Consider the following 23,810-nt stretch of genomic DNA (forward strand, 5'->3'; position numbering starts at 1 on the left):
GCGACGTGGACCAGGTCGAGGCGGTGTTCCGGGAGGAGCGTGGGCGGTTGCTGGCCGCGCTCGCCCGGCGGTTCGGCGATCTCGACCTGGCCGAGGAGGTCACCTCGGAGGCGATCGAGGCGGCGCTGGTGCGGTGGCCGGTCGACGGCGTCCCGCCGAACCCGGGCGGCTGGTTGATGACCACCGCCCGGCGCAAGGCGGTCGACCGGCTGCGGCGCGATCAGGCGTACGCCGCCAAACTCGCGATCCTGCAGGTGGACGCCGACCGCGCCGAAGGGCCCCGGCCCGGCGGCGGCCTGCCGGACGAGCGGCTCGAGTTGTTCTTCACCTGCGCCCATCCGGCCCTCGCGCCCGAAGACCGCGGGGCGCTGACCCTACGCTGCCTGGCTGGGCTCAGTACGCCGGAGGTCGCGCGGGCCTTCCTGGTCCCGGTAGCGACGATGGCCAAGCGGATCGTCCGGGCCAAGGCGCGGATCCGGGACGCGCGGATCCCGTTCCGGGTCCCGGACGCCGACGAGCTGCCCGCACGGCTGCCCGGCGTCCTGCAGGTGATCTACTCCGTCTTCACCGAGGGGTACGCCGCCAGCTCCGGCCCGTACCTGCAGCGGACCGACCTGGCCGAGGAGGCGATCCGGCTGGCCCGGATCCTGCACGGCCTCCTGCCAGGCGAGCGTGAAGTCACCGGCCTGCTTGCGTTGATGCTCCTCGTCCACGCCCGCTGCGCCGCCCGCACCGGGCCGGACGGCGACGTCGTCCTCCTCGAGGATCAGAACCGCGCCCGTTGGGATGCGGACCTGATCACCGAGGGGCGCGCGCTGGTCGTCTCCGCGCTGACCGGCGGTCCGGCCGGCCCGTACGCCGTCCAGGCCGCGATCGCCGCCGTCCACGACGAGGCCCCCGACTTCGTGAGCACCGACTGGCCGCAGATCGTTGCCCTGTACGACGTCCTGCTCACGATCGACCCGTCGCCGGTGATCGCCCTCAATCGCGCCGCCGCCGTCGCCTTCCGGGACGGCCCCGAGACCGGCCTCGCCCTGCTGGACTCACTGGCCGCCGAGCCGCGCCTGCGCGACTACCACCCGTACGCGCTCGCCCGAGCCGACCTCCTGCATCGCCTCAACCGCCTCCCCGAAGCGCGCGCGGCGTACGAACAGGCGCTGGGCACAGCCGGCTCGGACCCCGAACGCACCCACATTCACCGCCGCCTCGCGGCGCTCACTTCTGAGGACAACTGATGGACTACTACCCCTGGATCGAGGCCGAACGCCGCGACCTGGCCGACTTCCTCGACTCGCTGACCGCCCCCGAATGGCGGATCCAGTCACTCTGCCCCGGCTGGACGCTGCACGACGTCCTCGCCCACCTGACCACCTCGACCCGCACCACCTGGCCGATGTTCCTCCGCGGCGTCCTCCGCGCCCGCGGCAACCTCGACCGGATGGAAGCCGAGATCGCCCGCGCCCGCGCGGCCCGGCACACCCCCGCCGAACTCATCGCCCAGTTCCGCGAAACCGCAGCCTCCACCCGCCGCTCACCCGGCTCCAAACCCCTCGACACCCTCACCGACGCCCTCGTCCACGGCCAAGACATCTCCATCCCCCTCAACCACCGCCGCCCCATGCCCCTGGCCCCAGCCCGAGCCGCCCTCGACCACGTCCTCACCAGCCCCTTCTACGGAGCCCGCAAACGCCTCCGCAACACCCGCCTCGTAGCCACCGACACAAACTGGTCAGCCGGCACCGGCTCCAACCTCCTCCAAGCCCCAATCGCCGACCTACTCCTGATAGCCACCGGCCGCGAGGTGCGGCAGTTCTCAGGAGGCAGCTGAGTCGTGGGGTAGGGAGATGGAGGTGGCGACGAGTTCGAGGGTGGGGTCGTGGGGGATGGTGGGGTTGCCGTTGGCGATGAGGTGGGCTCGGGAGCGGGTGGACTGGGCGGCGAAGTGGTCACGTTCCCAGCGCATCCAGTCGAGCCAGTGGTCGCGGAGGGCTTCGCCGTCGCGGGCGATGCCGCGGTCGAGGCGGACCTCGTTGGTGGTCTCGATCCAGATCCGCAGCGACTGGAACGGGTCGGCGTCGCGGTCGCAGGCGGTGACGCCTTCGACGACGAGCAGGTCGACGGTGACCGGGACGACGTGCAGTTCGGCGTACGCGCCGGCGTGCCAGTCGTAGCGGCGGTAGCGGCCCTCGCGGCCGTCGGCCAGGCGCTGGAGGACATGGTCGCGGAGGAGGGCGAAGCCGCGCTCGGCGCCGGACCAGCCTTCGTAGAGATCGTCCATGTGCACGACGTCGGTGTTCAGGCCGCGCGCCTTGGCGCGGGCCGCGAAACCGGCGGCCAGGGTGGACTTGCCGGAGCCGGCCGGGCCGTCGATCGAGATCAGCCTGCTCCGGCCGAGCCGGGCGGGGGCGCCCGTCACGTGGTCCAGCAGCGAGTCGATGGTCAGGGGGGTGTCAGGTGCGTTCTCAGTTGATTCCATGGCGCTTCAAGATGTCCTCGATCTCGTCGAACTCCGACGAATCCTGCTGCTTGGCCTTGGTCGGGGGCTTCGCAGCTTGGGTGGGGGCGGCCGACGCGGGCTTGGGGCCCGTGGCGGTCAGCTCACCGGCCGGTGCGGCGGTCTTCTTGGGCTGTTTCGGCGACCGCGCCCGGGCGACGCCGGAGACGACGTACAGGACGACGGAGACGCCGAACAGCGCGACCCCGGCCCAGACGGTCGGCGAGAAGATCAGGTGGGTGACCCAACTGACGGCCGAGCGCACGACGTCCCAGAGCAGTTCGAGCAGGCCGGTCAGGTAGAGGGAGACCGGCAGCAGCGACCAGGCGAGACCGCGCGTGCCGGCCGCGGCGCCGCGGCGCCGCCAGGCGGCCCACGAGCCGATCAGACCGATCAGCGTGAGGCCCACGCAGATCGGCAGCAGCGTCAAATCGTTGAAGTCAGGCACATACCCAGGCTCGCACAGACCGCCGCCGATCCAAGAGGGGAACAGCCCTGACACCACCCTGAATGTGTGCTCGGGGGAGAATGGCGACGTGCAACCTGAGCGGCGTTTGGCGTTTACCGGCTTCGATGACGACGACGGGTCGGCCGATGCCGCGCTGGCGCAGGCGCTCGCGGCGCGCGACCACGGCGCGGTCCTCGCGGCGCTGACCCGGGCGCGGCTGCTGGTGCCTGTGGTGGCGATGCTCGGCGAGGTCGAGTACGACGAGAACGGGCTGGCCCACGACAAGACGTCCGATATGGCCGTCGCGCTGCTCCAGGGCCAGGACGGCCGGAACGCGCTGCTCGCCTTCACCAGCACCGAGAGCCTGGCCCGCTGGAGCCCAGAGGCGCGCCCGATGCCCGCGCAGACCCAGCTGGTCGCGACCGCCGCCGTCCAGGAGGGCGCCGCCGCGATCGTCCTGGACGTCGCGGGCCCAGCGCCCGGGGTGATCGAGACGGACGACGTCCGCCGGTTGGCCGCCGGTCTCCAGGTGGTCAGGCTGGAAGACGGCGGCTACGGATGGGTCGAGCCCGTCACCGAGTGACGGCGACGGTCCGCCGCCGGTGGTACGACTCGTGCGTCCACCACAGGATGCCGACGACCATGCCCAGCCCCAGGTCGGACCAGAGCCACCACGGCCAGTCGAAGTGCCCGAAGAAGGCCAGCGACGTCCAGACGACGAACTGCACCACACAGGCGACCAGCCAGACCGCCGTCGCCACCCGCAGCGCGTTCGTCAGCCCCCGCGGCGGTACGGCGTCGTCCAGCCCGGCGAACACCTCGCGCAGCTCACCGCGAGTGCGGACCTGCCCGAGCAGCTCCCGCCGCGCAATCGCCCCGGACGGGCTGATCCGCCCCAACCGGGCAACGTGATCGATCTTCCCGGCCGCGGACACCCGATCGGCGTCCGAGAGCTCCACCTGGTCCGGGAGCAACAGCGGGTCGAGAACTGTGGTCATCAGGGGTACCTGCGCTTTCCATCTGGTCTGATAGAAAAAGCGTAGGTATTGCACAGATGTGCTCCCAGGGTGCTGCGGAGCCTGTTGCAGGTGGGCCCAACACCCCTTCAGGAGGGCGAGATGACCGACGAGCTGCCGCCCGGCCTCGCGCTGTCCTGGGGCGTCCAGCCGACCGGACGCCGCGGCCCGAAACCCGGCCTGACCGTCGAGCAGATCGTCGCAACCGGGATCGATTTCGGCGACGCGCAGGGTTTCGCCGCCATCTCCCTGCAGAAGATCGCCGCGCAACTCGGCGTCACCACGAACGCCATGTACCGCTACGTCCGCTCCAAGGACGAGCTGATCGTGCTCGTCCACGACCACGCCGTCGGCCGGCCGCCGAAACTCCCGGCGGGCTGGCGCGCGGCCGCGACGGCCTGGGTGCAGGCCCAGGTCCGGATGTACGCCGAACGCCCCTGGCTGCTCGACGTCCCGATCCGCGGCGCGCCGACCACGCCGAACGTGCTGCGCTGGGCCGAGGTGATGCTCCAGGCGTTCGCGCCGACCGGCCTGAGTCCGCACGACAGCCTCGGCTGCCTGATGTTGCTCGACGGCTACGCCCGCAACTACGCCAATCTGGCCCGCCAGCTCGGCGCGAGCGCCGACGTACCGGTGCAGGCCGCGCAGGTCGGCGCGTTCCTGGTCCCGAGGCTTGTCGAGGGCAACTACCCGATGCTCGTTGCCCTGTACACCAACCAGGAGTACGAGGACGGGCTGGACGACGACCTCGAGTTCGGCCTGACCCGCGTCCTAGACGGCATCCAGGTCCTAATCGGGTAAGGCGATCCGGACCGGCCCGGCGGTTCGCGCGGCCACCCACTGCAGGTGGAACTCGCTGCCCGGGGCAACTTCCGGACGCCGCTCCGGCTGCGTCCGCAGGTTGATCGGCGCGGTCAGCGTCGTCACGGCAGGCGTCGCCGGTACGCCGTTCGCGCGCACGTCCGCGATCACCTCGCTCAAGGCCTGCGCCGCCGGCTTGCGCCGGTGGTCGACCGTGAACAACCCGAGGTCGTACTCCCGATCCGGGAAGTCGAGCAGCCGCCGGTCGATATCGTGTGACGACCACCAGGTGACGCCGTACAGCGCCGGATTCGGCAGCACGTGCTCGACCGTCCGCCGGGTGAACTCGGCCTGCAACTCCACCGGAATGTCCGGCCCCGGGACGCCGACCTCCTGCAACCACACCGGCCGCGTGGAATCCAGCGACGTCGCAGCCGCCAGCTCGACCAGATAGTCGGCGTGGCTGAGCGTCGCCGGACCCATCGGCCCATCCACTCGCGAGACCCCGTTGAACACCCACGAGTGGACCGTGCTGAGATCGCCCAGATCCACCGCGTCCGTCGGGTGGAAGGGGTGATCGGCCTTGTACCAGGCGTCGTCGAAGACCGAATGCAGCGCGAGGACGTCGGGCGCGGCCTTCTTCACCGTGGTCAGCAGCTCCTGGGCCCACGACGTCGAGGCCGCAAAGCTGGTCGGGCTGTCCGGCCAGAGGTTGTTCACCTCGTTGCCGAGGGTGATCGCGAACAGGTTCGGCTTCTCCGCGACCGCGCGGGCCACGGTGTCGACGTACGCCGTCAGCCCGTCGCGGACGGTCGGGTCCTCGAAAATGCTGGTCTTGTGCCAGGTCAGCACCCACGACGGCAGGAAGTCGAAGCTGGACAGGTGACCTTGGATCAGGTCGACCGCCACCGACAGCCCGTGTTCGGCGGCGGCGTCGACGGTGTCCAGCAGGTCGTCGATCGCGCGCTGCCGGATGATCGCCCGGTTCGGCTGGATCCACGGCCAGACCGGGAAGACCCGGACGTGGTCGAGCCCGATCGACGCCAGATCCGCGAAGTCCCGCCGGACGGCGTCGCCGTCGTGGTCGAGCCAGCTGTAGAACCAGCCGTTCGAAGGGACGTAGTTCGCGCCGAAGCGGGGTTCTGTGGGCATGATCCGCATGCTAAAACGGTTTAGCCCCTCGGGGCAACCAGCCGGTCAGGCCGGGGGCGCGGTGGATTCGCGGACGGTGAGCACCGGATCGGCGGTCCGCCGGTTGACCGCGGCGCCGGGATTGGCGATCACCTCCAGCAGCACCTCGGCCGCCTGCCGCCCGAAGTCGAAGGTGTCCCGGGACATCGCGGTCAGCGCCGGGTGCATCAGCTGGGTCAGGATCGAGTCGTCGAAGGCGACGATCGACAGATCGCCGGGCACCGAGACGCCCATCTCCATCGCGACGCCGAGCCCGGCGACGGCCATCACGTCGCTGTCGTAGACGATCGCCGTCGGCCGGTCGGCCTGGGAGAGCAGCCGGCGGGTGGTCGCGGCGCCCTCGGCGTCGCTGAAATCGGTGGTCAGCGAGGGCGCCTCCAGCAGGCCCAGGCGGGGCGCGGCGTCCCGGACGGCGCGGATCCGGCGCTGGGTGTGCTGGAAGATCGGCGTCCCGGCGACGTGCGCGATCCGGCGGTGGCCGAGCGCGGCCAGGTACTCGACGATGGTCAGCATCGCGTCCCGGTCGTCGGCCCAGACCGAGGCGAGCGCGCCCTTGCCGCCGCGGCCGCCGATCACCACGGCCGGCAGCTCGAGCTCCTTGAGCGCGTCGATCCGCGGGTCGCGGACAGTCAGGTCGACCAGGATCACGCCGTCCACCCGGTGCTCCGAGGCCCAGCGCCGGTACACCTCGACCTCCGCCTCGGCGTCCTCGACGATCAGCAGCTGCAGCGAGATGGACTCCGCCGAGAGGCCGGACTGCACGCCGGACAGCAGGTGCGCGAAGAACGGCTCGACGCCGAGCGTGCGCGCCGGGCGGGCGATCACCATGCCCACCGAGTCCACCCGGGAGGCCCCGAGCGCCCGGGCGGCGCTGTGCGGCCGCCAGCTCATGTCCTCGGCGATCCGCAGGATCCGCTCCCGCGTCGCGTCGCTGACCCCCGGCCGCCCGTTCAGCGCGAACGACACCGCGCCCTTGGACACGCCTGCCCGCTGCGCGATATCCGCAATCGTCGGTCTGGCCACGGAACCTCCCTATGCGTCACGTTGGTGATGGGGCTTGACGCTGACGGCGCCCAGGCACGCACCTCGCGGCGTTGGAGCACGAGCCACGGAGAACACCACTCCGAGCCCCGCACTCCGCCTTGCGATGCACGCACCTGAACGCCGTCAGCGTTCAAGCCCCATCACCAACGCGACGCCTACCCTTGACAGCGGATTCTACGATGTGAATAGTTCGGGAGCTATACCGGTTTATCAAACCCTGGAGAATCCCCATGCGTAGACGCCGTTCGGCGCTGGTGGCGTTGCTCGCCGCCTCGGCTCTCACCCTGGCCGGCTGCGGCCTCGGTTCGTCCGACGATTCCGGCAGCGGCGGCGCGAAGCCGACCGTCGGCGCGGATGCCCAGGTGACCGGCGAGGTCTCGCTGCAGACCTGGGCCCTGAAGCCGAAGTTCACCACGTACGTCGAGGGTGTGATCAAGGCCTTCGAGGCGAAGTACCCGGGGACCAAGGTGACCTGGCTGGACCAGCCCGGTGACGGGTACGACAAGAAGGTGCTGAGCCAGGCGTCGGCCGGGCAGTTGCCGGACGTGACCAACCTGCCGCCGGACTTCGCGCTCCCGCTGGCCAAGCAGAACCTGCTGCTCGACGTCGGCGCGGCCGACCCGAAGATCAAGGACGAGTACGTCGAGGGCGGCGTCCAGGCGTACCAGTACCAGGGGCTCGACGGCACGTTCGGCTACCCGTGGTACCTGAACACCGATATCGACTACTGGAACGCCGACAAGTTCGCCGCGGCCGGGCTGGACGTGAAGAACCCGCCGAAGACCTTCGACGAGCTGTTCGCCGCCGCCAAGGTGATGCACGACAAGACCGGCGGCAAGGAGTACCTGATGAGCCGGTTGCCCGGTATCGGGGACTTCACCAACGCCGGCGTCCAGATCCTCTCCGAGGACGGCAAGAAGTTCACCTTCAACACCCCCGAGGCCGCCGCGCTGCTGGACAAGTACCGCGAGGCCTACAAGGCGGGCTACCTGCCGCGCGACATCCTGACCCAGGAGTACCTGGGCAACTCCAAGCTGTTCACCCAGTCCAAGGTGGCCTGGACGACCGGCGGCGGTAACGCCATCCAGGACTTCACCAAGGACAACCCGTCGCTGAAGGGCAAGATCGTCCCGTCGCCGGCGCTGGACACCCCGCCGCTGTACGTGCAGGGCCTCTCGGTCTCGGCCAAGACCAAGAACCAGGCGGCCGCGATCGCGCTGGCCCGGTTCGTCACCAACGCCGAGAACCAGGCCGCGTTCGCCAAGATCGTGAACATCTTCCCGTCCACGAAGGCGTCGGCGTCCGACCCGTACTTCTCGAAGTCCGACGGGACGCCGGAAAGTGACGCGAAGGTGCTCGCGTTCGAGTCGCTGGCCAAGGCGAAGTCGCTGACGCCGGCCGTGATCAGCGGCGCCACCAACGACTTCATCGGGCAGCAGATCTCGCTCGCGATCTCGGGCAAGATCACCTCGCAGGCAGCTCTGGACGCGGCCGTCGCCAAGGCCAACCAGCTGCTCACCCAGTGATGCGTCACCAGCGCTGGTTCACCCCGTGGGTGCTGGTGATCCCAGCACTCACGTGGTTGCTGGTCTTCAACCTGTGGCCGTCGATCAACACGGTCATCCTGTCCTTCACGAACGCCAAGCCGCTCGGCGGCGGCACGTTCGTCGGGCTGAAGAACTTCGAGACCCTGATCCAGGACGAGCAGCTGCGCTGGGCCCTGCTGAACAGCGTCATCTACATGGTCGTCTGTCTGCCGTTCCTGACCGTGCTGCCGCTGCTGCTCGCCGTCCTGGTGGAGAAGAAGCTGCCCGGTATCACGTTCTTCCGGACGGCGTTCTACACCCCGGTGGTCGCGTCGGCCGTCGTCGTGGCGCTGATCTGGCAGTGGATCCTGGACGACCGCGGCCTGGTCAACGGCCTGGCCGAGAAACTCGGCGTCATCTCCGGTCCGCTGCCGTTCCTGTCCGACCAGTGGCTGTTGTTGCTGAGCGCAATCAGTCTGACGATCTGGAAGGGCCTCGGGTACTACATGATCATCTACCTGGCCGCTCTCGGGAACGTCGGGCGGGAGCTGCACGAGGCCGCCGCGGTGGACGGTGCCGGTCCGCTGCGCCGGTTCGTGCACGTCACGATCCCCGGCGTCCGCGGCACGATGATCCTGATCTCGATCCTGATCTCGGTCTCGGCGCTGCGGGTGTTCTCCGAGCTGTTCATCCTGAGCGGCGGCAAGGGCGGCCCGGGTGGCCGCGACAACTCGGTCGTGATGCTGATCCAGCAGTACAGCCAGGGTTTCGAGGGCAACCTCGGCTACGCCTCGGCGCTGTCGATCGTGCTGTTCTTCGTCACCGTCGTCCCGATGCTGGTGCTCGCCCGGCTGAACAACCGGGGAGCGCAGGCATGAGCCGTTCGTTCGGGTTCAACACGATCTCGCCGCGCGAGAAAGTGGCCCGCTACATCCTGCTCGCGTTCGTGCTGCTGATCACGATCGGGCCGTTCCTGTGGCAGCTGTCGACGTCGCTGAAGGGCTCCGGCGAGGACATCTACACCCGGATTCCGCGGCTGCTCCCGTCCCAGCCGACGTTCGATCACTACAAGGCGGTGGCCGACACGATCCCGGTCTGGGACTACGCGCGGAACTCGCTGGTGGTCGCGGTACTGGTTGTCGGCGGCAACGTGATCGGCGCTTCGCTGGCCGGGTTCGCGATCTCGCGGCTGCAGTTCAAGGGCCGCAAGCTGGTGCTCGGGCTGTTCCTGGCCACGCTGGTGCTGCCTGGTGAGGTCACGATCATCTCGCAATACGTCACGGTGCGGGAGTTCGGCTTGGCGAACACGCTGTTCGGCGTCGCCCTGCCCGGCATGATCGGCGCGCTGAACGTGCTGCTGATGTACAACGCGTTCCGCTCGCTGCCGATCGAAGTCGATCAGGCCGCGATCGTGGACGGCGCCAACGCCTGGCAGCGGTTCGTCTTCATCGGCCTGCCCTCGGTGCGCGGAACCATCAGCGTGGTCGCGATCTTCGCGTTCATCGGCGCCTGGGACGACTTCCTCTGGCCGCTGATCGTCCTCACCGACCCGGACAAGTACACGCTGACCGTCGGTCTGCAATACCTGTCCGGCACCTTCAGCAACAACCCGCGCCTGATCGCCGCGGGCACGATGATCGCCTTCATCCCGATCGTGATCGTCTTCGCCACCCTCCAGCGCTTCTTCTTCAAGGGCGTCGAAGAAGGCGCGGTCAAGGGCTAGCGACGCCAAGGACAGGAGGAGGTGGCCGATCGGCGGCCGCCGCCTCCTGTCGCAGGCGGGCCGGCGGCTGTACGTACCTGACTACGTCCTGTCGTTGGTGACGCTGTATCGCTGTGCGACGAACAGGCGGAGCCGGTCGGCGACGGCGGCGATGGCGGTGTGTGCCGGGTGGCGGCTGTCCCAGGCGGTGATCAGGCGGACGGAGAGCTTGCCGTCGTCGGTGTGGATCGGCAGCGCGTGCAGCCCGAACTGCGGATCGTCCGAGACCACCGCGACCCCGCGTCCCGCGGCGGCGAGCGCTTGGGCGACGGTGCCGTCGGCGGCCTCGATCGGGTCGGAGTACGAGCGGCCCGCGCGCTGGAGCGCGGCGTCCAGTGAGATCCGCGAGGTGAAGGTGGCCGGCGGCAGGACGAGCCGCTCGGCGGTGCTCGGGTGTTCGGGATCGGCGACGAGTTCGGCCAGCCGGAGGCGGGCTCGGTGCGCCCAGCGGTGGCCGGGCGGCACGCAGGCCCAGACCGGTAGTTCGGCGAGCGTCCGGCTCTCGTACGGCGCTCGGGCCGGGAAGCTCGTGACGGCGAGGTCGGCCCCGCGGCCGAGGATCTCACCGGCGGTCTGCCCGTCGGCCTGGAAGACCGCCGGGATCGGGTCGCCGGCGTCCAGGGTCGCGATGAACGGGGCGACGACGTCCCGGAGCGTGGTCAGCGGCGCGCCGATGGTGAGGCGATCGAGCCGGCCTTTCGCGTGGAAGGCGGCGGCGACCCGGAGGGCGTCGGCGCGCTCGAGGACGTCCTGGGCGAGCGGGAGGAGGGACTGCCCGGCGCGGGTGGGGGTCAGGCGCCCGCCGGTGCGGTGGAACAGGTCGACGCCGAGCTCCTGCTCCAGTTGCCGGAGCTGGCGGGACAGGCCGGGCTGGGTGACGTGGAGCCGCTCTGCGGCGGCGGTGACCGTGCCGGCGTCGACGGTCGCCACGAAGTAGCGCAGGGTGCGCAGCTCCATCCATGCCTCCTAGGCATGCCATTGGTGCGAGACAAGTATTGGACAGCATAGATCGCCGCCCGAAGACTGGAAGGATGACGATCGAACAGCGGCGCATTCTGAGGACAGCGATCCCCGGGCCGGTCTCGGCGGAATTGATGGCGCGAAAGCAGGGCGCGGTGGCGGCCGGGGTGGGGACCACGCTGCCGGTCTTCGCGGTCGGCGCCGACGGCGGCGTCGTACTCGATGCTGACGGCAACCAACTGATCGATCTCGGGTCCGGGATCGCGGTCACCACGGTCGGGGCGCGGGCGCCGCGGGTGGTCGACGCCGTCCGCGCACAGCTGGACGCCTTCACGCACACGTGTTTCATGATCACGCCGTACGAGGGGTACGTCGCCGTCGCCGAGGCGCTGAACCGGCTGACGCCGGGCGATCACGAGAAGCGGACGGCGCTGTTCAACTCCGGCGCCGAGGCGGTCGAGAACGCGGTCAAGATCGCCCGCACGTACACCGGCCGGCAGGCCGTCGTCGTCTTCGACCACGCCTACCACGGCCGCACCAACCTGACCCTGGCGATGACCGCCAAGAACCAGCCCTACAAGAAGGGGTTCGGCCCGTTCGCCGCCGAGGTCTACCGCGCGCCGGTCTCGTACCCGTACCGGGACGGCGGGCTCAGCGGCGCGGAGGCCGCGGCCCGGGCGCTGGACGTGATCGAGAAGCAGGTCGGCGGCAGCGAGGTGGCGGCCGTGGTGATCGAGCCGATCCAGGGTGAGGGCGGGTTCGTCGAGCCCGCGCCCGGGTTCCTGCCGGCGCTGGCCGAGTGGTGCCGGGCGAACGGCGCGGTGTTCGTCGCCGACGAGGTGCAGAGCGGGTTCGCGCGGACCGGTGACCTGTTCGCCTGCGACCGCGAGGGCGTCGTACCGGATCTGGTCGCGACCGCCAAGGGGATCGCGGGCGGCCTGCCGCTGTCGGCGGTGACCGGCCGCGCCGAGATCATGGACGCGCCGCAGGTCGGCGGCCTCGGCGGCACGTACGGCGGCAACCCGCTCGCGTGTGCGGCCGCGCTGGCGGCCATCGAGACGATCGAGGCCGACGGGCTGGTCGAGCGCGCGCGGCGGATCGAGGAGCTGATCAAGTCCCGGCTGCAGAAGGCCCAGGCCGAGGACGACCGGATCGGCGACATCCGCGGCCGGGGCGGGATGATCGCGGTCGAGCTCGTGCAGCCGGGGACCGCCGTACCGGCGCCGGAGCTCGCGAAGGCCGTCGCGACCGCCGCGCACCAGCAGGGGGTGATCGTGCTGACCTGCGGTACCTACGGCAACGTGCTGCGCTTCCTGCCGCCGCTGACGATCAGTGACGAGCTGCTCATCGAGGCGCTCGACATCGTGGTCGGGGGTCTGGCATGACCACCTTCCAGGTCGAGGACCCGGCCGATCTGACCGTGATCGGCGAGGTCGCCGACGGTACGGCCGCGGATGCGCGCGCGGCGGTCGATGCGGCCGCGGCGGCCTTCCCAGCCTGGTCGCGGACGGCGCCGCGGAAGCGCTCCGAGCTGCTGCACAAGGTATTCGAGCTGATGCACCGCGATCGGACGCCGCTGGCGGCGCTGATCAGCGCCGAGAACGGCAAGTCGGAGGCGGATGCGCTGGCCGAAGTCACGTACGCCGCGGAGTTCTTCCGCTGGTACGCCGAGGAGGCGGTCCGGCCCGGCGGCGACTACGGCTCGGCCCCGGCGGGCGGCGTCCGTACCGTCGTCACGCACAAGCCGATCGGCGTGGCCGCGCTCGTGACGCCGTGGAACTTCCCGGCCGCGATGGCCACCCGCAAGATCGCGCCGGCGCTCGCCGCGGGCTGTACGGCGGTGCTCAAACCGGCCGCCGAGACACCGTTGACCGCGTTGGCGGTCGCCCGGCTGTTGACCGAGGCCGGCGTACCGGACGGCGTCCTGACGGTGGTGCCGACGACGGACGCCGCGGGGGTGGTGTCGACGTGGTTGGCGGACTCGCGGGTGCGGGTGCTCTCCTTCACCGGTTCGACCGCGGTCGGCAAGGCGCTGCTGCGGCAGGCGGCCGACCGGGTCGTCGTGACCGCGATGGAGCTCGGCGGGAACGCGCCGTTCGTGGTCACCGAGGACGCCGACCTGGAGCAGGCCGTCGCGGGCGCGATGATCGCGAAGTTCCGCAACGGCGGCCAGGCCTGTACGGCGGCGAACCGGTTCTACGTCCACGAGGCCGTGGCCGATCGCTTCACCGAGCTGTTCGGCCGCGCGGTCGAGAAGCTTGCCGTCGGCCCCTATGCGGACGGCGCCCAGATCGGCCCGCTGATCTCCGGGACGGCGGTCGCCCGGGTGACCCGGGTGGTCGGCGCGGCGGTGGCCGGCGGGGCCCGAATCACCCACCAGGCAACGGTTCCGGCCGCGGCCGGGTACTTCTACCCGCCGACCGTGCTGCGCGACGTCGCGGACGACTCCGAGCTGTTCACCGAGGAGATCTTCGGTCCGGTGGCCGCGATCGCGACCTGGTCCGACGATGCCGAATTGATTGCCCGGGTCAACGATACAGAGTACGGGCTGGCCGGGTACGTGTACGCCGGCGAGCTGCAGCGGGCGATCCGGATCGGAGAGGCGCTCGACGTCGGGATGGTCGGCGTGAACCGCGGTCTGGTCTCCGATCCGGCGGCGCCGTTCGGCGGCGTCAAGCAGAGCGGCCTCGGCCGGGAAGGGGCCCGCGACGGGCTGCGGGAGTACTCCGAGACGCAGTACCTCAGCATCGATTGGGCGTAAATGGGTATCCGCCACCCAGATTCCGTACCGGGTATGTCCGTACGTACGGGGCTCGGGAATTTGGGGGTGTGTACCCCATGTGGGGGACCGGCTACCCAGGGTTGACTTCTGGTCATCGGGAAGGCCGACCGGCCCAACCGCCCACCACCCCGAAGGAGAAAATCATGGCTGAGGTTCTCGACCTGCAGATCCTGTCCGAGGACGAGGTCGCCGGTCCGGTGCTGCACACGGACGGCAGCGGCGTCAGCTACAACTGCTGATTTTCGCAGCTTGTGCCCCGCGCCGCGGGTTCTTCGGCGCTTGCGGCGCCCAGGCACGCACCTCACGGCACTTGTCCAGCGCCCACGATGCTCCGCATCGAGGCCACTGCCCAAGCACCGCGATGCACGCACCTGACCACCGCAATCGCTCGAACAACCCGCGACGCGGGGCACCGGGGGGCCTGTGCCGATTGGCCCAGGCCCCCTTTCGCTTGTCCTCTTCAAGGGTGGGAGTGCAGATGATCGACTCGTTCCGGGCCTACACGATCAGTGACCCGCAGTACTACGACCGCGTCGAGCGGTCCTCGGAGCCGGGCGCGTTCCTGGAGCTGCTCCGCGAGCGCGTGGGCGACCGGGCGGTCGTCCTCGACGGCGTCGGCATCTGGGCCCGCTGCTTCGACCGGCCGCTGGCCGAGCTGCCGGAGTACGGCTGGAAGCTGCACCTCTCGGCGCGGCCCGACGACCTGGCCACGCTGATGAACGCGGTGATCGACGAGTACCTGGCCGACTCGTTCAGCTTCAAGGTCGTCCGCTCGCCCGAGCTCGGGCTGGCCCAGCTCAGCCGCTGGTGGTCACGCGGCGGCGCCGGCAAGGCGGTGACTGTCTACCCGCTGTCGCCCGAACACGCCCGCTCGCTCGCGGACCGGTTCACTGCGCGGCTCGGCGACCTGCGGGGCGCACACGTACTGACGGACCGCCGCTACGCGGGTAGCGGCTCGGTGCAGTATCGCTACGGCACCTTCCGCAAGCCTCCGGGTGTCGACGACGACGGCTACCCGATCAGCGTCATCACCGGCCCGGACGGCAAACCGTGGAACGACTCCCGGACTCCGACCTTCACACTGCCGCCGTGGGTCTCGGACGACCCGTTCTATCGGCCGACGGTGAGCGATGACCTCAGCGGTTTGTTCAAGCGCTACAAGGTGACCTCTGTACTGCGGCATTCACCGGCCGGCGGTGTGTATCTGGCCACCGGTCCGGACGGTACGGAGTACGTGCTGAAGGAGGCGCGGCCGTACACAGCCTTCGCGCCGGACGGCTCCGATGCCCCGGAGCGGCTGCAGCGCGAGTACGACTACCTCCAGGCGCTCGCCGGGACTGGAGTGGCACCGGACGGCGTCGAGATCGCCACTGTCTGGGAACACACGTTCCTGGTGCAGTCCAAGGTGCCCGGCATCACCATGCAGGTCTGGCTGTCCCGCAACCACCCGTTCGCGACCGGCAAACCGGACGTTGCGTACCCCGCGCGGGCACAGGCCGTCCTGCAGCAGATCCGGACTGCCCTGACCACCTGCCTGGAGCACGGCATCGTGTACTCCGATGTCTCGCTCACCAACATCATGATCGACGACAACGACACTGTGCGGCTGGTGGACTTCGAAGCCTGCCGCCCGGTCGGTTCGGACCCGGCGCAGTACCCGCGGACCAGCGGGTTCGCACCGGAGCCCGGAACGGCGGCGTGGGCCAGTGACGCGGCCTACCTCGCGTACGGCGTCGACGCGATCGAAGCTGCCACGGTCATGCCACGCAACGCCCTGCTCGCCTTCCGCCCTGAGGTGTTCAGCCGGGCCCTCGTTGTGACCGCTCGCCAGCTCGATCTGCCGCTCGGCGACCTGCCCTCCCGGCTGGCGTTGCCGTCCGGCGACGGGGCGACCGATTCCCTGGTGCCCGACGTCCTGCGTGGTTTGCGCGCCGCAGCGACGCCGGAGCGCCGGGATCGGTTGTTCCCGGGTCACCCGGAACAGTTCCAGAGCAACACGCTTTCGCTCGCGTACGGCGCGGCCGGCGTCTTGCGGGCGCTGAAGGTGCTGGACGGCGCTGTCGACCCAGCGCTGGTCGATTGGCTCACTGACCGGCTCGACGAGAACCGGCCGCTGCCGATGGGCCTGTACGTCGGACGCGCGGGCATCGGGCTTGCACTGCTCGAACTGGGTCAGGACGATCGCGGTCTGCTCGTCAGTGCCACCGGCGAGGCCCTGACCGGAGACAAACGCGGTGGACTCGGTACTGGCATCGCCGGTGTCGGCGTCGCGTTGCTGCACGCCTATCGGCTGACCGGCTACGCGGACTACCTCGAACAGTCCCGTGCGCTCGCGGACCGGTTGATCGACCGCGCTTCGGATGACGGCACCGGGCTGTGGTGGCCGCAGGCCGACCCGCACCCCCTTGGTTTCCTCCACGGCTCGGCTGGGATCTCGACGTACCTGACCGAGTTGGGCGTCGAGGCCGGCGACTCCTTCCTGGTTCGGATGGGACGGCGCGCGCTCGGCTTCGATCTGGCGCACGGTCGCCCGCGCGCCAACGGCGGCATCGGCTTCGGCGCGTACGTCGGGACGTCGGCGTTCGAGCCGTACGTCGTCCGCGGTGGCTCCGGAGTCGGGATGGCGGTCGCACACCACCTCCGGCTGACCGGTGACGAGACGCTGGTCGATCCGCTCTGGTCGATCGTCCGCGGCGTCGGGATGCCCTTCTCGGTGAATCCGGGCTACTTCGCCGGGATGAGCGGACTCATCGAGTTTCTGCTCGACGCCAAGGCCGCACTGCCCGCGGATGCGGAGGCTCTGGACGCGACCGTCGCTCGGCTGGTCGACCAGATCGTTTCGCTGCGGTGCGTCGACCCCAGCGGGACAGGGTTCCCGGGGGACGGGCTGATGCGGCAGAGCTGTGATGTGGCTTCCGGAAGTGCAGGGGTAGCGATGACGCTGCATCGGGTTCAGAACGGTGGCGCGACACTCGACGTCCGCTTCGGGCAGCCCGCGGGGGTGTTGAGCCATGCCGGGTGATCGTCTGGCCGTCGTCTGCACCGGTGCGAGCGCCGCGCTGGACCTGCCGTCGCATCTGGCGCATTGGCGGCGTGAAGTGAGTGGACCGCTCTCGGTGATGCTGACCCACTCGGCGCTGACCTTCGTGCAGCCGTCGGCGGTCGCGCTGATCGCCGATGAGGTGATCGAGCCTAGTGGCCCGGTGGTGAATCCGGTCGCCTTCGCCAACCAGGCCAAGCTCTTCGTGGTCGCACCGTGCTCGGCGAACTTCCTCGTCTCGGCCGCGCTCGGTCTGGCGTCGTCCCCGGCGCTGACCGCGATGCTGGCCACGCCGGCGCCGCGGATCGTGTTTCCGCATATGAACCCGCGGATGTGGCAGGCGCGGACGACGCAACAGGCAGTGCGCTCGCTGCGTGAGCAGGACGTCGTGGTGGTCTCGCCCGAGGACACCGAAGTACTCACGCTCTGGAGTGGTGAGTTCGAGCCCAGTAAGGCGATGCCAGCACCCGTTCGGACCGCTGCGGTGATTGCTGCCCAGTGGCGGACTCTGGCCGCGGCATGAGCGGGCGGACCGCGCTGCTGCGCGACAACCGGGACTTCAGCCGGTTCTGGTGGGGGCAGGCGCTCACGGCGCTGGGTGCACGTGTCAGCGACGTCTGCATCCCATTGCTGGTCCTGGACCTGACCGGGTCAGCGCTGTGGGCCGGTGCGTTGCTGACGGTCCGCTTGATCGTGCTGAACGTTGCCCGGCTGCCCGCCGGTGCGTTGGCCGACCGGTGGGATCGGCGGACGGTGATGATCGTTGTCGACCTGCTGCGCGCGGTCCTGTGGGCCGTGCTGGCCGTGGCGATCCTCACCGGCGTCGAGTCGGTCTGGCCGTTAGCGATCGTCGGCGTGGTCGACGGGCTGGTCAGCTCGATCTACAACCCCTCACTGGCCGCTGCGCTGCGGCATTTGGTTCGCCCGGACGACATCACCAAAGCGGTCTCGCTGAACGAGTCCCGCTCGTACGCCGCCAGTCTGATCGGTCCCGCGGTCGGCGGCGGCCTGTATGCCGTCGCGCACTGGATTCCGTTCGCGGTCAACGCGGTCACCTTCTTGTTCTGCACCTATCTGGTCATCCGGATCACGTCGGGTCTCGGCGGCCGCCATGTCACCCAGGAGCGACTCACCAGCGACATGTGGTCGGGGCTGCGCTATGTGTTCACGCAGCCGTTCCTGCGGACGTTGACGCTCTGGTCCGCCGTGCTGAACTTCGCCACCGCCGCGGCGTTCTTCGGAATGGTCCCGATGCTCGTCGGGCTGAAGACGCCGGCCGCGGTGATCGGTGCGATGTCCGCAGTCACCGCTGCGGGTGCGCTGCTCGGTTCGCTGATCGCACCGCGGTTGGTGGCGACTGGCGCGTTCCGGGCCGTCATCCTGGGTGGGGTTGTGGTTGCCGGGGCAGTCACCGCGGTGGCCGTCGTACCGTCCATGCCGGTCGTGGTTGCCGCTTTGGCTCTGTTGGGGGCAACCGCGCCGGTGCTGATCATCGCGATGACGGCCGAGGTCTACCACGTCGTCGACGACTCGATGATGGCTCGTGCGCAGAGCACCATGACGCTGGTCGGTTCGCTGCTCTACCCAATCAGCACCATCGTCATGGGCTGGCTGCTGCAGTACCACGGACCAGGCCCGGCGTACGGCGTCATGGCCGTCGCACTGGCCGGTTGCGTGCTGTTCACCCTGGCCCGGCCGGTCCGGGCCCAACTGTCACCGGAACCGGTGGCCTCCCGCCCGCTCGTGCCAGAGGAGTCTCGTCATGCGTACTGAAGCTCTGTCCAGTCTGATCCCGAATGCCGCCGACTTTCTGGCGCAGCCGCCGACCGAAGCGGTCAACTGGCGCGACTCGTCCACGCTGGACTTCGGTCTGGCCGCAGTGAGCGAGCTGCTCGACCACGGCTCGCTCCAGCGCCAGATGGTCAGTCTGGTGAAGGACGGCAAGCGGGTGGCCCAATCGGCGTACACCTGGGCCGGGCAGCCGATCCAACCCGGCTTCGCCGACGTGGTGCGGTCGACGAAGGTTTCGGCGTACATCGGCGCTGGTGCGACGACCGTGCTGGAGTCACTGCACCGCACCTGGAAGCCGATCGGGGACCTGTGCCGTCGGCTCAGCCACGAGACCGGGCTGCCGATCAGCGCGAACGCCTATCTGACGCCGTCCGGTAGCCAGGGCTTCGCACATCACTACGACACCCACTCCGTGCTGATCGTGCAGACCGCTGGGAGCAAGACCTGGCAGCTGCACGCGCCGGTCTACAACGACCCGCTGGAGCACCAGCCCTGGGACGGTTCGAAGGTGACCGAGGCGGAGTGGACCCGGCTGCGCACCGGTACGCCGTACCTCGAAGTGACGCTGCAGCCGGGGGACAGCCTGTGGATCCCGCGCGGATGGATCCACAACGGCTTCGCGACCGACGAGCACTCGCTGCACGTCAGCTTCTCGTTCCCGACGCTGACGCCGTACTTCCTGGCTGCCGAGCTCGTCCGTGCGCTGGGGAGTGAGCGGGCCTTCCGGGCCGAGCTGCCGTGGGGATTCGGCCGGTCCGCCGAGCTGCGCGGTGAGGCGCTGGCGACAACGGCAAAACTGCTGGCCGAGCACTTCACGGCCCTGTCCGAGCAGCCGACGGACAACTCCGAGCTGGCCGACACCTATCGGCGCTTCTCGCTGGAGTCGGCCCGCCGTCCGCTGGACAACTTCCTGCCGGCGCCGACTGCGGAGACACAGGTCCGCACAGTGGCCGAAGCGGCTGCTGGAGTCGACTGGCTGCCGAACGGCAACCTGCGGGTCCACCTCGGCGACTCCATCGTCGAGTTCGAGGACGCCCCGGCACAGGTCGTCGCCGACCTGCTTGCTGCCGACAGCGCCGTCCCCTGGACGGCTGCCGGATTCGACTTGCCTGAAGAGACGGCCGTTGAGCTGGTGACGTTGCTCCTGCGCACCGGTCTCGCGGCGCGCGTCTGAGCTCAGTAGGCCTTCGTGGCCGGGTAGACGGCCCCGGTGTACTTCTCGCCGGGGCCCTGGCCCGGCTCGTCCTGGATGCTGGAGGCCTCGCGGAACGCGAGCTGCACCGAGCGCAGTCCGTCCTTCAACGGCGCCGCGTGGTGGTGGCCCAGCGACGGCGCCGCGGCGTCCAGCAGGCCGGCCAGCGCGTCGATCAGCGAGCGGGCCTCGTCGAGGTCGCGGTGCTCGGGCAGGTCCTCGGCCAGACCGAGGTTGACGGCGGCCGCGCTGAGCAGGTGCAAGGCGGCGGTCGAGATGATCTCCACGCTCGGAACCTCGGCGATGTCGCGGGACGCCGTCGGGGTGTCGTCGGCGGGCCCGGACTGCGGAGTGGAGAGTTGGTCGCTCATGCTGCTACTCTTACATGGCGACCGATCCGGTCCAGTGGTGCCCCCTGGGTGGAATACCCGAGGAGCCCCGGTGGTTGGATCCAAGCGGAGGGCCACCTCCCACCCAGTCGATGCAGAGTCGGCGGGTTCCCGGTCACGCAGCGGTTCCGGAGTTCTGCTCCGGGTGCCGTGGCGATCGTACGGCGTACTTGCCCGCCAGGGTTGGGCCGCCGGGGATCAGGGAATTGGGCCTTCGTGTGAACATCGCACGAGGGCCTTCGTCGTTTCCGGAGTCTCCCGGCGACAAAGGTGGCACTTGACACAGAGAACAACCCAGGAGGACCCATCACCACTGAACTGCGCGTCAACGAGCGCATCCGCGTTCCCGAGGTGCGACTGGTCGGACCGAACGGTGAGCAGGTCGGCATCGTCCGGATCGAGGACGCCCTTCGGCTGGCTCAGGAAGCCGATCTCGACCTGGTCGAGGTTGCGGCCACGGCACGCCCGCCGGTCTGCAAGCTGATGGATTTCGGCAAGTACAAGTACGAGACCGCGCAGAAGGCGCGCGAGTCCCGCCGGAACCAGACCAACACCGTCATCAAAGAGATGAAGCTGCGGCCGAAGATCGACCCGCACGACTACGAGACCAAGAAGGGTCACGTCGTCCGCTTCCTGCGAGCCGGGGACAAGGTCAAGATCACCATCATGTTCCGCGGTCGCGAGCAGTCGCGCCCGGAGCTCGGCTTCCGGCTCCTGCAGCGGCTGGCCGAGGACGTCAGCGAGCTCGGCTTCGTGGAGTCGAACGCCCGCCAGGACGGCCGGAACATGATCATGGTGCTCGGACCGCACAAGAAGAAGTCCGAGGCGCGCGTGGACGTGGAGGCCGACAAGGCCGCGAAACAGGCCGAGCGTGAGGCCGAGCTGGAGGCGGAGCGCGCCGAGCGCGCCGAGCAGGCTCAGGCGCACGAGGCCGAGCGCGCCGCCGGGGCCGTCAAGAAGCCGAAGGGTCCGGCAGACAACCTCGACCCGGAGTGACGGATGCTCCGGCTCGCGCCGGAGCACCACACCGAGTTTCGAGTCAACGAAAGATCAACAGGAGTTCATAAGCCATGCCGAAGATGAAGACCCACTCGGGGACGAAGAAGCGGATCCGGGTCACCGGCTCGGGCAAGCTGCGCCGCGAGCAGACCGGTGTCCGGCACCTCGCCGAGGCCAAGTCCTCGAAGCGCAAGCGCAAGCTGAGCGGCACGACCGAGGTTGCTCCGTCGTACGTGAAGAAGGCCAAGAAGCTTCTCGGCATCTGAGGCTCCCGCCTCGCGGGGCCGGTGGCCCTTCCCCCCGAACATCCCGCCGTACCGGCCCAGCCCGGTCGCGGCGCAGAACCAAGGAGTAACACCTCATGGCACGCGTGAAGCGGGCAGTCAACGCCCACAAGAAGCGCCGGGTCGTACTCGAGCAGGCCAGCGGCTACCGCGGCCAGCGCTCGCGGCTGTACCGCAAGGCCAAGGAGCAGGTCACCCACTCGCTCGTCTACGCCTACCGTGACCGCAAGGCGCGCAAGGGCGACTTCCGCAAGCTGTGGATCCAGCGCATCAACGCTGCGGTCCGCGCCGAGGACCTGACCTACAACCGGTTCATCCAGGGTCTGCGCCTGGCCGAGGTCGAGGTGGACCGCAAGATCCTCGCCGACCTGGCCGTCAACGACCCGGCGGCGTTCTCCGCGCTGGTGCAGGTGGCCAAGGCCGCCCTGCCCGCCGACGTCAACGCGCCGGCCGTCTCGGCCTGAGCTGTACCGGTTTCCTGAGTAGCACTCGAGTGGCGAGCCCTGGTCTGCTGACCGCACAGTCCGTGCGGATCAAGCAGGCCCGGCGGCTCGCCACTCGTGCGTTCCGCCGCAAGTCCGGCCGCTTCCTGGTCGAAGGGCCGCAGGCCGTCCGCGAGGCCCTCGAGCACCGCGAGCTGGTCCTGGAGGTGTACGCCGAACCGGGTGTCGAGACCAGGCATCGCGACCTGTTCGACCTGGCCGCCGTGGCCGGCGTCCCCTGGTTCGAGGTCAACCGGGCCGCCGTCGAGGCGTTGAGCGAGACGGTCACCTCCCAGGGCGTCGTCGCGGTCTGCTCACTCGTCGACATCGAGCTGGGCGCCGCCGTGCCGCCGACCGCACGGCTGGTCGCCGCCGGCTTCCAGGTCCGCGACCCGGGTAACGTCGGCACCCTGATCCGGACGGCGGACGCGGCCGGCGCCGACGCCGTCGTCCTCTCCGCCGAGTCCGTCGACCCGCACAACCCGAAGGCCGTCCGGGCCAGCGTCGGCAGCATCTTCCACCTGCCGATCACCGTCGACGCCGACCTCGCCACCGCCGCCACCGCCTGGCGCGCCCAAGGCCTCCAGGTTCTCGCCGCCGACGGCTACGGCACCACCGACCTCGACACCTGCATCGACGACGGCACCCTCGCCAAACCCACCGTCTGGCTCTTCGGCAACGAAGCCCACGGCCTCCCTGACGGCTTCGACGCCTTCGTCGACCACTCCGTCCGCGTCCCCATCTACGGCCGCGCCGAATCCCTCAACCTGGCCACCGCCGCCGCCATCTGCCTCTACGCCTCCGCCCGAGCCCAGCGCCAATGACAGTCCTGCCGTTCGGCCTGCCTGGTCGTTTCTGGCGTGGCAACCTGCATACGCACTCGAACTGCTCCGACGGTGCGCTGAGGCTGGTCGGCAGTGGCACATCATCGCAGTGGGTCTACCGCTCGACTTCCTGCCGCCGTCTGCGGCAGAAACCGGCCCAGAGCTGGCCCGCGGCGCGTTCGTCGGCATGGCGCATCCCTCGGCGTCCCTCTTAACGGCTGTTGACGCCGAACGCCTCGATGCAGCTGCTGTCCGGCGGCCACCCCGGTGCCGAAGTCACCCAAGGCGCCAACCTCACCGAAGCCCAGCTGCCGCTAGCCCTCTTCCAAGGCACCCACTGCTGTTCAGGATGGGGACCTGAGACTTCGCGACGTCTCAGGCACCCCATCGGCTCGAGGTCAGACGACCCTGGTGCAGACCCGACCCAGTTCGAAGAACTTGCCGGCGCCGTCGTTGCGCCAGGCGACGCCCTCGACGCAGTACTGCCCCTTGTTGACGATGATGCCGCCGAGGTTCACTCGGTGCGACGGAGCAGGATTGCGGTCGGGGCCGTTGTTCTTCCCGAGCTCGAAGTGACCGGACCAGGAGTAGCTACAAGCGTTCGTCGCCTCGGCCCACCACACGCGGCGCTGGGTGTCGTTGATCGATTCGTATTCCACATAGACCCGGACGCAGCCCCGCGAGTCCACGTTGCCGGCCCAGGCCTGAGTGGCGGCCAGGCCGGTGCCGGCGGCACCGAGGACGAGGGCTGCTGCGATGGTTCCCAAACGTTTGATCATGAGGTC

The 23,810-nt window shown here is 69.7% G+C and carries 25 protein-coding genes; 17 read left to right on the forward strand and 8 right to left on the reverse strand.

The window, feature by feature from the left end; genetic code table 11:
- Positions 1 to 5: 5 nt before the first annotated feature.
- A complete protein-coding gene (locus HPO96_RS25395; protein WP_337796802.1) occupies positions 6 to 1,235 on the forward strand; it encodes an RNA polymerase sigma factor in 1,230 nt (409 codons plus the stop codon).
- The gene (locus tag HPO96_RS25400) at positions 1,235 to 1,828 is read left to right on the forward strand and encodes a maleylpyruvate isomerase family mycothiol-dependent enzyme (RefSeq protein WP_171676733.1); all 594 of its coding nucleotides are present in this window, start codon (positions 1,235 to 1,237) and stop codon (positions 1,826 to 1,828) included. The genes HPO96_RS25395 and HPO96_RS25400 overlap by 1 nt, the downstream gene beginning before the upstream one ends.
- Here the strand turns inward: HPO96_RS25400 and HPO96_RS25405 are convergent.
- Together HPO96_RS25405 and HPO96_RS25410 are read right to left on the reverse strand one after the other, a co-directional pair.
- Complete coding sequence (locus tag HPO96_RS25405; protein ID WP_171676735.1) at positions 1,814 to 2,476, reverse strand: uridine kinase family protein; 663 nt, start codon at positions 2,474 to 2,476, stop codon at positions 1,814 to 1,816. The genes HPO96_RS25400 and HPO96_RS25405 overlap by 15 nt on opposite strands.
- The gene (locus tag HPO96_RS25410) at positions 2,463 to 2,942 is read right to left on the reverse strand and encodes a hypothetical protein (RefSeq protein ID WP_171676737.1); all 480 of its coding nucleotides are present in this window, start codon (positions 2,940 to 2,942) and stop codon (positions 2,463 to 2,465) included. Before HPO96_RS25410 ends, HPO96_RS25405 begins: the two co-directional genes overlap by 14 nt.
- Positions 2,943 to 3,030: 88 nt before the next feature.
- On the opposite strand from HPO96_RS25410, the gene HPO96_RS25415 reads away from it, so the two are divergent.
- Positions 3,031 to 3,525, forward strand: a complete 495-nt coding sequence (locus tag HPO96_RS25415) for an SseB family protein (protein ID WP_171676739.1) — start codon at positions 3,031 to 3,033, stop codon at positions 3,523 to 3,525.
- On the opposite strand, the gene HPO96_RS25420 is transcribed toward HPO96_RS25415, so the two are convergent.
- Entirely contained in the window at positions 3,515 to 3,940 is a 426-nt protein-coding gene (locus HPO96_RS25420; RefSeq protein WP_171676741.1) for a DUF1707 domain-containing protein, read from the reverse strand. The genes HPO96_RS25415 and HPO96_RS25420 overlap by 11 nt on opposite strands.
- 120 nt (positions 3,941 to 4,060) lie before the next feature.
- Between HPO96_RS25420 and HPO96_RS25425 the strand changes: the two genes are divergently transcribed.
- Complete coding sequence (locus tag HPO96_RS25425; protein ID WP_171676743.1) at positions 4,061 to 4,759, forward strand: TetR/AcrR family transcriptional regulator; 699 nt, start codon at positions 4,061 to 4,063, stop codon at positions 4,757 to 4,759.
- Here HPO96_RS25425 and HPO96_RS25430 read toward each other — a convergent pair.
- Positions 4,748 to 5,911 carry a glycoside hydrolase 5 family protein gene (locus HPO96_RS25430; RefSeq protein ID WP_238355458.1) on the reverse strand — a complete coding sequence of 388 codons (1,164 nt, stop codon included), beginning with the start codon at positions 5,909 to 5,911 and terminating at the stop codon, positions 4,748 to 4,750. The two genes, HPO96_RS25425 and HPO96_RS25430, sit on opposite strands and share 12 nt — an antisense overlap.
- A gap of 45 nt (positions 5,912 to 5,956) precedes the next feature.
- Complete coding sequence (locus HPO96_RS25435) at positions 5,957 to 6,973, reverse strand: substrate-binding domain-containing protein (RefSeq protein ID WP_171676747.1); 1,017 nt, start codon at positions 6,971 to 6,973, stop codon at positions 5,957 to 5,959.
- Between the two features lie 251 nt (positions 6,974 to 7,224).
- Between HPO96_RS25435 and HPO96_RS25440 the strand changes: the two genes are divergently transcribed.
- From HPO96_RS25440 to HPO96_RS25450, 3 genes are read left to right on the forward strand one after another with little or no spacing between them, the layout of a single operon-like run.
- A complete protein-coding gene (locus HPO96_RS25440) occupies positions 7,225 to 8,520 on the forward strand; it encodes an ABC transporter substrate-binding protein (RefSeq protein ID WP_171676749.1) in 1,296 nt (431 codons plus the stop codon).
- On the forward strand, positions 8,520 to 9,398 hold the full coding sequence (locus tag HPO96_RS25445; RefSeq protein ID WP_171676751.1) for a carbohydrate ABC transporter permease: 879 nt from the start codon (positions 8,520 to 8,522) through the stop codon (positions 9,396 to 9,398). The genes HPO96_RS25440 and HPO96_RS25445 overlap by 1 nt, the downstream gene beginning before the upstream one ends.
- Positions 9,395 to 10,243, forward strand: coding sequence for a carbohydrate ABC transporter permease (locus HPO96_RS25450; RefSeq protein WP_202886363.1), 849 nt, complete (start codon positions 9,395 to 9,397; stop codon positions 10,241 to 10,243). The genes HPO96_RS25445 and HPO96_RS25450 overlap by 4 nt, the downstream gene beginning before the upstream one ends.
- Positions 10,244 to 10,324: 81 nt before the next feature.
- Here HPO96_RS25450 and HPO96_RS25455 read toward each other — a convergent pair whose 3' ends face one another.
- The gene (locus tag HPO96_RS25455) at positions 10,325 to 11,239 is read right to left on the reverse strand and encodes a LysR family transcriptional regulator (RefSeq protein ID WP_171676753.1); all 915 of its coding nucleotides are present in this window, start codon (positions 11,237 to 11,239) and stop codon (positions 10,325 to 10,327) included.
- Between the two features lie 74 nt (positions 11,240 to 11,313).
- On the opposite strand from HPO96_RS25455, the gene gabT reads away from it, so the two are divergent.
- From gabT to HPO96_RS25485, 6 genes are all read left to right on the forward strand, one after another.
- Positions 11,314 to 12,627 carry a 4-aminobutyrate--2-oxoglutarate transaminase gene (gene gabT, locus HPO96_RS25460; RefSeq protein ID WP_171676755.1) on the forward strand — a complete coding sequence of 438 codons (1,314 nt, stop codon included), beginning with the start codon at positions 11,314 to 11,316 and terminating at the stop codon, positions 12,625 to 12,627.
- Positions 12,624 to 14,003, forward strand: a complete 1,380-nt coding sequence (locus tag HPO96_RS25465) for an NAD-dependent succinate-semialdehyde dehydrogenase (RefSeq protein ID WP_171676756.1) — start codon at positions 12,624 to 12,626, stop codon at positions 14,001 to 14,003. The genes gabT and HPO96_RS25465 overlap by 4 nt, the downstream gene beginning before the upstream one ends.
- 499 nt (positions 14,004 to 14,502) lie before the next feature.
- Positions 14,503 to 17,046 (forward strand): class III lanthionine synthetase LanKC, encoded by a 2,544-nt coding sequence (gene lanKC / locus HPO96_RS25470; protein ID WP_171676759.1) that lies wholly within the window; start codon positions 14,503 to 14,505, stop codon positions 17,044 to 17,046.
- Complete coding sequence (locus HPO96_RS25475; RefSeq protein WP_171676761.1) at positions 17,036 to 17,587, forward strand: flavoprotein; 552 nt, start codon at positions 17,036 to 17,038, stop codon at positions 17,585 to 17,587. The genes lanKC and HPO96_RS25475 overlap by 11 nt, the downstream gene beginning before the upstream one ends.
- Positions 17,584 to 18,837, forward strand: coding sequence for an MFS transporter (locus tag HPO96_RS25480; protein WP_171676763.1), 1,254 nt, complete (start codon positions 17,584 to 17,586; stop codon positions 18,835 to 18,837). Before HPO96_RS25475 ends, HPO96_RS25480 begins: the two co-directional genes overlap by 4 nt.
- A complete protein-coding gene (locus tag HPO96_RS25485) occupies positions 18,827 to 20,029 on the forward strand; it encodes a JmjC domain-containing protein (RefSeq protein WP_171676765.1) in 1,203 nt (400 codons plus the stop codon). The genes HPO96_RS25480 and HPO96_RS25485 overlap by 11 nt, the downstream gene beginning before the upstream one ends.
- Positions 20,030 to 20,031: 2 nt before the next feature.
- Here HPO96_RS25485 and HPO96_RS25490 read toward each other — a convergent pair whose 3' ends face one another.
- Complete coding sequence (locus HPO96_RS25490; RefSeq protein WP_171676767.1) at positions 20,032 to 20,418, reverse strand: DUF1844 domain-containing protein; 387 nt, start codon at positions 20,416 to 20,418, stop codon at positions 20,032 to 20,034.
- A gap of 288 nt (positions 20,419 to 20,706) precedes the next feature.
- On the opposite strand from HPO96_RS25490, the gene infC reads away from it, so the two are divergent.
- From infC to HPO96_RS25510, 4 genes are all read left to right on the forward strand, one after another.
- Positions 20,707 to 21,432 carry a translation initiation factor IF-3 gene (gene infC, locus HPO96_RS25495; protein WP_184999649.1) on the forward strand — a complete coding sequence of 242 codons (726 nt, stop codon included), beginning with the start codon at positions 20,707 to 20,709 and terminating at the stop codon, positions 21,430 to 21,432.
- A 74-nt stretch (positions 21,433 to 21,506) separates the two neighbouring features.
- Positions 21,507 to 21,701, forward strand: a complete 195-nt coding sequence (gene rpmI / locus HPO96_RS25500) for a 50S ribosomal protein L35 (protein ID WP_171676769.1) — start codon at positions 21,507 to 21,509, stop codon at positions 21,699 to 21,701.
- 95 nt (positions 21,702 to 21,796) lie between these two features.
- Positions 21,797 to 22,183, forward strand: coding sequence for a 50S ribosomal protein L20 (gene rplT, locus HPO96_RS25505; RefSeq protein WP_171676772.1), 387 nt, complete (start codon positions 21,797 to 21,799; stop codon positions 22,181 to 22,183).
- A 29-nt stretch (positions 22,184 to 22,212) separates the two neighbouring features.
- Positions 22,213 to 23,025, forward strand: coding sequence for a TrmH family RNA methyltransferase (locus HPO96_RS25510; RefSeq protein ID WP_171676774.1), 813 nt, complete (start codon positions 22,213 to 22,215; stop codon positions 23,023 to 23,025).
- Between the two features lie 398 nt (positions 23,026 to 23,423).
- Here HPO96_RS25510 and HPO96_RS25515 read toward each other — a convergent pair whose 3' ends face one another.
- On the reverse strand, positions 23,424 to 23,804 hold the full coding sequence (locus tag HPO96_RS25515; RefSeq protein WP_171676776.1) for a hypothetical protein: 381 nt from the start codon (positions 23,802 to 23,804) through the stop codon (positions 23,424 to 23,426).
- Between the last annotated feature and the right edge of the window lie 6 nt (positions 23,805 to 23,810).

It is taken from the genome of Kribbella sandramycini (assembly GCF_013131805.1).
GTDB classification, from domain to species: domain Bacteria; phylum Actinomycetota; class Actinomycetes; order Propionibacteriales; family Kribbellaceae; genus Kribbella; species Kribbella sandramycini.